The organism is Paenibacillus tyrphae, assembly GCF_000722545.1.
GTDB classification, from domain to species: Bacteria; Bacillota; Bacilli; order Paenibacillales; family NBRC-103111; genus Paenibacillus_G; species Paenibacillus_G tyrfis.
In genome coordinates this window covers 125,993-133,158 of sequence record NZ_JNVM01000036.1, presented here as the reverse complement: position 1 = coordinate 133,158, position 7,166 = coordinate 125,993, and the positions used below count along the sequence as shown (strand labels likewise).

The following is a 7,166-nucleotide window of genomic DNA, read 5'->3' as shown; positions in this document are numbered from 1 at the left end:
TCAGCGTCGTTTGCTCCTCCGTGGGATAGATGCGAAAGCGAAAAGCTTTATGATGTAACAAGAGGGATTTACCTCCTTTGGTGATTCCATGACAATTATAGCACATATGTTCGCATGCATACACAAGGGATGCTGATTCATCTCCCCCTTATCGAAGAGGGAGTCTTCTCAGCCTTAACGATAAAAAAGTCGGCCAGTATGTTCTGCTTTATTTCTGTTCAAATCGTGGAAGGGGAAGTTTGTGTCTCAATTTAATGATACAACCTTCCCTGAATATCGTTAGGTCAAAAGAACATCAACCTGAAGCAAAACCGGGTTGATGTCTTTTTTTGTGCAGGAGTTGTCAGAGACAATCCGCCAGCCGTAACCTCGTGCCGCATCGTCAAAAAGGCATCGAAAGAAAGAGGAGGGGGAAACGTATCCATCGCGGATCATCATAACGAACGTCGTTCTTGACGAACATCTGGAATCCGTTCTAGGCAGGACAAGCCGCGAGTAGCTTCAAGACATATGTACAAAATACTATGTAAAAAATACATTGCAACATTAGCGGTTAAAAGGCCTAATCTATATAGAATTATTGAAGCAGAACAACGATTGAGTAGATCATTGCCTGAGGTATCAACGGGTCGTAATGAGTAAAGCGTATAGGGAAGATAAGGTACCCCACAGCAAGCTGCGGGGAGAATTCATTTTATGCTTCACCCACCACCATACTTAAAAAGCATTTGGATGCCACTTGCCGCTCGCGTCTTTCAAAGATATGCTTTCTCCAAGCGGATATTCGAACACTTGCACAGACCCGTCTGGCGCCGGAACTAGCCCTCCCTTTTCAAAAGAGAGTCTTAACAGACGCGCAAATTCTGAACGACAATTGGCGGTCGATATGCAGAAGAGAGGCCTGTCAATAGACGGTGCGCACCCGGGCTGAAGCAATATGCAAAACGAAGGGCTATCGACGTGTCTAAGCAGGATACTGCCCATGCCATAGTCTTGCCCAACGGCAAAGAGTCCCAGCTCCTGCACATAAAAGCGGACTTGTTCTTCCGTCGAAATCGTTGGAACAAAAACATCTACTCTCATAAGTACCCCTCGCATTTATATTATTGAAACTATAAATAAAGAGTGATAAGCGATGTAGATAACCTATCGTACTAAAAATATAACGCAGCCGGATCAGGCAGCGTTTTTGCGCGTAGAAGGGCTTGTCAAAGACGACACTGTGCTTCGCGGCGAAGTCTTTATATCAATGTGCTGTCTAGATTGTCAGTGTGATGTGCAGAGACTCCGGGCTTCAGAGAGTTGCGATATCGGGCTCAAACCCATTCCAGATGATCGTCTGCTCCACCGGGAAGCGGGAAGTAGGCCGGGCGGGGACAACCGCCTTGCCAATGGCTACGAGCAGGACCGGAACGTAACGCGGCGGCACATGGAACGCTTGGACGAAGGCGTTGGCATCGAAGCCAACCATCGGGCCCGAGTCGAGACCTTTTGCCTTCGCGGCGAACATAAGCTGCATAGCGGCCAGCGAGGTGTTGCGAATCGCTTCGTCCCGCCGATAGGAGGAAGAATCGTCCGCGTAAGCTTCTTCGATTTGAGCGATCATGGCCGTATGGGAAGAATAGCCTGCGTAAGCATTTTCAGATCCGGCCTGGATGGTTGGTCCGTATACGGCTTCGACATTCCGATGGGCCTGCAGGTCCCCGAGTATGGCGACGGTAACGGAAGCGTTGACGACTTGTTTTTGGTCGTTCGCGATCGGGAGCAGCTTTTCCTTGGCTGCCGCCTCGGTAAAGGCAATGAACTTCCAATGCTGAAGATTCCAAGACGACGGGGCGCTGCCCGCAAGTTCCAGAAGCTCCTTGATTTCTTGTTCGCTGAGTTTGTACGATGCATCGAAATGTCTGACGGAATGGCGTTCACGGAAGAGCGTGAAAAAATCGGTTTTTGCAGTGGATGACATTTCCCAATCGACTCCTTTTGAATAAATAATGTTCATAACTAAGCGAAAAGTCGGGATCGTGTTCGCGAACTTGAATCCGTTACTTGACATAATATGCCGATCTGCAGCTTGGAACAATAGCCTATTTTCCAAAGTGTATTGATACAGTTGACTGACTGTAATATTATGGCTAGAGGAAAGCGAGGGAGCGGAATGAAAAAATATTTGGATATTCTCTCCGATCTGGAGCAAAAGATCAACGAAGGGCAGTTCGTTTCGGGTCAAAAGCTGCCTTCGGTCCGCAATGCCGCGAAGCTGTACGGCTGCAGCGTCAACACGATTACTCGGGCCTACGCGGAATTGGAGAAACAACACGCCATTTACTCGATTGCTCAAAGCGGCTATTACGTGGTGGAAAAGCCGGGGAACCGGCCCAACGTCACAGAGAGCAAGACGATCGATTTCGCCTCTTCGTCGCCGGATCCGGGCGTGTTTCCGTATTTGGATTTCCAGCACTGCTTGAACAAAGCTGTAGACACTTCAAAAAGGCTATGAAGTTAAGAGGTGATTTAGTTGTTATATAAAATCGGGGAATTTTCGAAAATCAATAAAATATCCCAAAGAATGCTAAGATATTACGATGAGAAATCTCTATTAAGGCCAAGAAAAGATGAAGTGAACGGTTATAGATACTATACGAACAATGATATTGAAACGGTAAGTAAAATAAAATTACTGCGCAAATACCATTTTTCAATGGATGAAATAAAGCATGTCCTAGAAATGGATCCCGAAGCGATTAAAGATAGATTTCAACATAAAATCGCTGAATTAAATGAAAAAGCAATTGAATATATGGATGTAATTGAGGAAATGAAAAACTATATTGAACCTAAGAAAACCAAAAATAGGGTGAATGCATATGATGTGTTTTGGGGAGTGAGGAAACCGTTTCATGCTGTTTGCTTAAGAAAAGTTGTAGATGAAGCCGGCTTAGAGTTGTTAATAGAACAACTTCATAACCACGTAAACAAAATGAATCCAGTTTTAACCGGCAACTATTTTTCTATTTTTCATGCTGTGGAGGAAAGCGATGTTTATCAATATGACGTCGAAGTATGTCAACCCATTTTATTAGAAAGAGAGCTTCAAGATTCGAGGATCAAATGTTTTGAAGAAACAAATTATATCGGTACAATACATATGGGGAATTATGACAGCATTAGTTATGCTTATAGCGCTCTATATGACTGGGCTCATTCGCACGGATACCGTTTAGACGGCCCTTTTATTGAAAGGTATTATGCAGATGAGTCTGCCGCAATAGATAAAGATGAATTTGTCACTGAAGTTGGGATTGCTATAAAACGGGCTGAATCCAACCCTTCCGATTCGCGCGAATAGCGGTCGCGCCTTTTCGAAGCCCGACCGCCCGCGCTGCGCCGACCGCGGTGGCCGAGTTAGCTGGTGTGTGCGACGGCGCGGATTTCAATCAGTTGGTGAGGGAACGCCAGACCCGACACGCCGACGAGGGTGGCGGCCGGCCGATGGTCGCCCACATACTCCTTATACAGAACGATGAACCGCTCGAAATGCTCTTGCGGGTTTGTCAGAAAGACTTCCATCTCAGCAATGTTCGACCTCGTGACACCAAATCCCGCCAGCACGCGATCGAGGTTCTCCAGCGACTGCCGGGTCTGTGCCTCGATATCACCCTCGCCAACGAATGCGCCCTGCATATCGTGGGAAAATTGTCCCGAGATGTAGATGGTACCGTTAACGCTGTAACCTTGGGTGACGCCGAAAGCTTCTTCCCATGCAACACCGTGATTGTAGGTTTTGGCATTAGTCATTTTTTTCTCTCCTTTACTTCAAAGTAAGGCTAGTATAAACTGAGCACAAATAAAAAAGTAGTACGCACTTTATTGATAGGTACTACCCGAAAGGATAGTGTAAATAAGGGTATGGCTAAATATAAAGGTAAAGTTAAACATATTCAAGATACACCTTTTGGTTATACAATGTCAGTGATTGGCGGTAAATGGAAAATGGTGATTATTTACCTCCTAGCAGAAAACCAACCGGTTCGCTTTAATGATCTGAAAAGACAAATAGGAGCTATTACTTTTAAAATATTGAGTTCGCAACTAAAAGAATTGGAAGCGGATGGTCTGGTGAAACGGAAAGAGTATCCTCAGGTTCCCCCTAAGGTCGAGTACAGTCTCACAGATAAAGCGGAAACATTATTACCCGTTCTGGAAGCATTATGTGAGTGGGGAGTAAAAAACCAAAAACATTAAATGCCCTGTACCAAGGTGCGGGCAATTTGCGTTTACGTTTCTGCCTCAACTTCCTGGTCACTCGAAGAGACTTGAGCTTCACACCGTGTGAAGCTTTATAATGTGACAGGGAAAAGATATAAAGGAGGCAGAAAAAGTGGATAAATACACTATGCCGGATGAAAAAAGCGAACATGAAGGTACTTGGTTGCAATGGCCTCACGGATACACCTATGGCGAAGATTATAAAAAGGGGATAGAGCACATTTGGATCAAGATGGCAAGTTCTTTAAGCGAAGGTGAGAAAGTTCACATCGTTGCCTATAATCAAGCGGAAAAAGAAAAAATTAATAAAATGCTTACGAGCCAAGAACTAAATATGAACATGATTGATTTCTTTATTGTGCCTACGGATGATGTGTGGGCAAGGGATAATGGACCGATTTTTGTATATGACCGTAATAAAAATCTAAAAATATGGGACCCGGGATTTAATGGATGGGGGAAGAAAACTCCTTTTGCACAGGACGCCTTGCTTCGTGAGCGCCTCAGTCGGGAGTTGAGCATGGAAAGAATTGATTCGCATCATCTCGTCATAGAGGGCGGAGCTATTGAACTGGACGGCAATGGCACCTTTTTATCAACCAGAAGTTCCGTTGTGAATAAAAACAGAAATCCCGACTTATCCGAAGCGGAAATTGAAAACGATCTCGGCAGCCTTGGCGTTACGAATTTTATTTGGTTAGATGGAGTACCAGGTGCAGACATTACCGACTTTCATATTGATGGATTTGCCAAATTTTACGACAAATCTACGATCATTACATTTTCAGAAAACGACTTGGCCGAATGGGGGCTGTCAGCCAAAGATATTAAAACATTATTGAATGCCAAAAATGCTTCAGGCGAGTCTTACAAGTATGTATATTTGCCGCTCAGTCAAAATAAAGTCACTTTAGAAAATGGAGAAACGTTGGATTATAAAGGTTCGTATGCTAATTTTTATATAGGGAATACAGTGGTATTGGTACCTAACTATAATGATCCTCATGATAAAACAGCAAACGATATCATCCAAAAACTGTATACTGAACGTAAAGTGGTTGGTATTGATGCAAGAGAGCTTTATAAGGATGGCGGGATGATTCATTGTGTTACACAACAACAACCAGCGATTGGAGATCATGGTTTATGACCGTTTGGATCAGGAGGCGTATAGGATGAAGAAACAAAAAATTGTAGTGATTGGTGCAGGCATTGTCGGCGCGTCAATGGCCTATAACTTATCAAAGCGGAATCAGGATGTCACTCTCATCGAATGTAATTCAGCAGCGGCAGGTGAAGTAACTGAAAAATCTTTCGCTTGGATTAATCCTTCGGGCCGGGTTTTAAAAAATTTTCGACATTTGTACGATGCGACGTTAGACGAATATCATGAATTAGAAAAAGAGCTGCCTGATTTAAATATAAACTGGCACGGAGCGCTGACATGGGGAGTTCCCACAACTATGGAGGAGTCTCGTATACAAAAATTAAATCGGCAGCAGATCGTAGCATTAGAACCTAACTTGAAGGAATATCCGGAAGAAGCTAGTTTTGCGTACGGAGAAGGCGCGGTAGATCCTACTCATACAACAAAACGATTGGTGAAAAAAGCAGAGGAACATGGGGCGAATCTACTTTTTGATACGAAAGTTATGCAAATAAAAGAAGAGGGCACTCAGGTTATCGGTGTCTGTACCTCAAATGGTTTTATCGAAGCTGATGTCATCGTACTGACAACCGGCGCGGCTTTACCCGAGCTCTGTAAACCATTAGGCTTCGATGTACCTGTCGCTCCTTCGCCTTCTATTATGATTCGCATGAAATCCAAGGAAAAGTTAATCCACACCTTGATTTCCAATTCGCAATTCGAAGCAAGACAACTAACGGATGATACTCTAATTGCGGCGGAAGATTATATGGACGAGTCTGAAGAAAATGGGCCGGACGCCATTGGAACAAGAGCATTTGAAATCCTTCGTCGCCATCTAAAAGGAGGGGAAACCTTGGAATTGGAAAGTATCAAGGTAGGAATGCGGCCCATGCCTGAAGATGGCTATCCCATTGTTGGATTTCATGATCGGATAAAGGGTCTCTACCTGGCCGTTATGCATTCCGCTATTACGCTGGCCCCTATGATTAGCCGATTGGCTGCAAATGAAATTATCGACAATGTGCAGATGAAAGAACTGGAAAGCTGTCGGTTATCCAGATTTTCAGTTCCAAACAAGACCTAGTCCAGCAGTTCTTTGGCTCCGTTCATCACTAAGGGCATGGTCTGTTTAACGAATGATTCTGCAGGTAGTAGACGACCCTCATTGTTCCAAACATAAGCGGCACCATACATACCCCAACTTAACATGATAGAAGCTGTATTGATTAATTGTGCGTGTGGACTCGAAAGCATCTTGTCTTTGTCTATAAAGGAAAGAAGTATCTTTTGAATTTTTTCCTTTATTTGAAGTTCGAATACAGGTCCAAGCGATTTATACTTTCTTTTGCACATGATGCTTAGATCCTTGTGAAAATCGCATACACCCAGAAAAATACTCTGAATTGTTTCTTCATTTAATTTTTCGTGACCGCTTATTCTACGATTTATGATGGTCATAAAAGAATCCGTTAGTCTGGACTCGAGAATCTCGAATTTATCTGCAAAATGCGCATAAAAAGTCGCTCTGTTTACAGTAGCCCGCTCTGCAATATCCCTAACCGTTATCGATTCAAAGTCTTTTTCTTGAATTAATGAAGCGAAAGCGTCCTGAAGGAGTCGCCGTGTACGTATCACACGAGGATCAGCTTCATTCTTTTGAATTGTCATGGTTAAGACCTCCCAAATAAAACGACATTATAGTAACAGTGTTGTCTATGCAACGGTTAATGGATATTGCTGATTGCATACC

The 7,166-nt window shown here is 43.8% G+C and carries 8 protein-coding genes and 2 pseudogenes; 5 read left to right on the top strand and 5 right to left on the bottom strand.

The genetic code is table 11. The features are described 5' to 3' along the window. The 3 genes from ET33_RS40055 to ET33_RS30500 all read right to left on the bottom strand — a co-directional run. The coding region (locus ET33_RS40055) for a helix-turn-helix domain-containing protein (RefSeq protein ID WP_235206862.1) at positions 1-106 on the bottom strand (106 nt) is incomplete at its 3' end. A gap of 611 nt (positions 107-717) precedes the next feature. After that, positions 718-1,083 carry a hypothetical protein gene (locus ET33_RS30505; RefSeq protein ID WP_036691129.1) on the bottom strand — a complete coding sequence of 122 codons (366 nt, stop codon included), beginning with the start codon at positions 1,081-1,083 and terminating at the stop codon, positions 718-720. A gap of 211 nt (positions 1,084-1,294) precedes the next feature. Next, positions 1,295-1,963, bottom strand: a complete 669-nt coding sequence (locus ET33_RS30500) for a nitroreductase family protein (protein ID WP_036691127.1) — start codon at positions 1,961-1,963, stop codon at positions 1,295-1,297. A gap of 192 nt (positions 1,964-2,155) precedes the next feature. Here ET33_RS30500 and ET33_RS30495 point away from each other — a divergent pair. Next, positions 2,156-2,488, top strand: a pseudogene (locus tag ET33_RS30495) (GntR family transcriptional regulator); the annotation flags it as partial. Positions 2,489-2,515: 27 nt separating this feature from the next. Further along, a complete protein-coding gene (locus ET33_RS30490; protein ID WP_036691122.1) occupies positions 2,516-3,346 on the top strand; it encodes a MerR family transcriptional regulator in 831 nt (276 codons plus the stop codon). Between the two features lie 56 nt (positions 3,347-3,402). Here ET33_RS30490 and ET33_RS30485 read toward each other — a convergent pair whose 3' ends face one another. Then, entirely contained in the window at positions 3,403-3,795 is a 393-nt protein-coding gene (locus tag ET33_RS30485; protein WP_036691119.1) for a RidA family protein, read from the bottom strand. Between the two features lie 111 nt (positions 3,796-3,906). On the opposite strand from ET33_RS30485, the gene ET33_RS30480 reads away from it, so the two are divergent. The 3 genes and pseudogenes from ET33_RS30480 (at position 3,907) to ET33_RS30470 (ending at position 6,500) form a co-directional block, all read left to right on the top strand. Further along, positions 3,907-4,242: a winged helix-turn-helix transcriptional regulator gene (locus tag ET33_RS30480; protein ID WP_036691116.1), complete on the top strand. Its 336-nt coding sequence runs from the start codon at positions 3,907-3,909 to the stop codon at positions 4,240-4,242. A 133-nt stretch (positions 4,243-4,375) separates the two neighbouring features. Then, positions 4,376-5,416 (top strand): annotated as a pseudogene (locus tag ET33_RS30475) (agmatine deiminase family protein); the annotation flags it as partial. Positions 5,417-5,441: 25 nt separating this feature from the next. Next, positions 5,442-6,500 (top strand): NAD(P)/FAD-dependent oxidoreductase, encoded by a 1,059-nt coding sequence (locus ET33_RS30470; protein WP_036691114.1) that lies wholly within the window; start codon positions 5,442-5,444, stop codon positions 6,498-6,500. On the opposite strand, the gene ET33_RS30465 is transcribed toward ET33_RS30470, so the two are convergent. Beyond that, positions 6,497-7,084 (bottom strand): TetR/AcrR family transcriptional regulator, encoded by a 588-nt coding sequence (locus ET33_RS30465; protein WP_036691111.1) that lies wholly within the window; start codon positions 7,082-7,084, stop codon positions 6,497-6,499. The two genes, ET33_RS30470 and ET33_RS30465, sit on opposite strands and share 4 nt — an antisense overlap. Between the last annotated feature and the right edge of the window lie 82 nt (positions 7,085-7,166).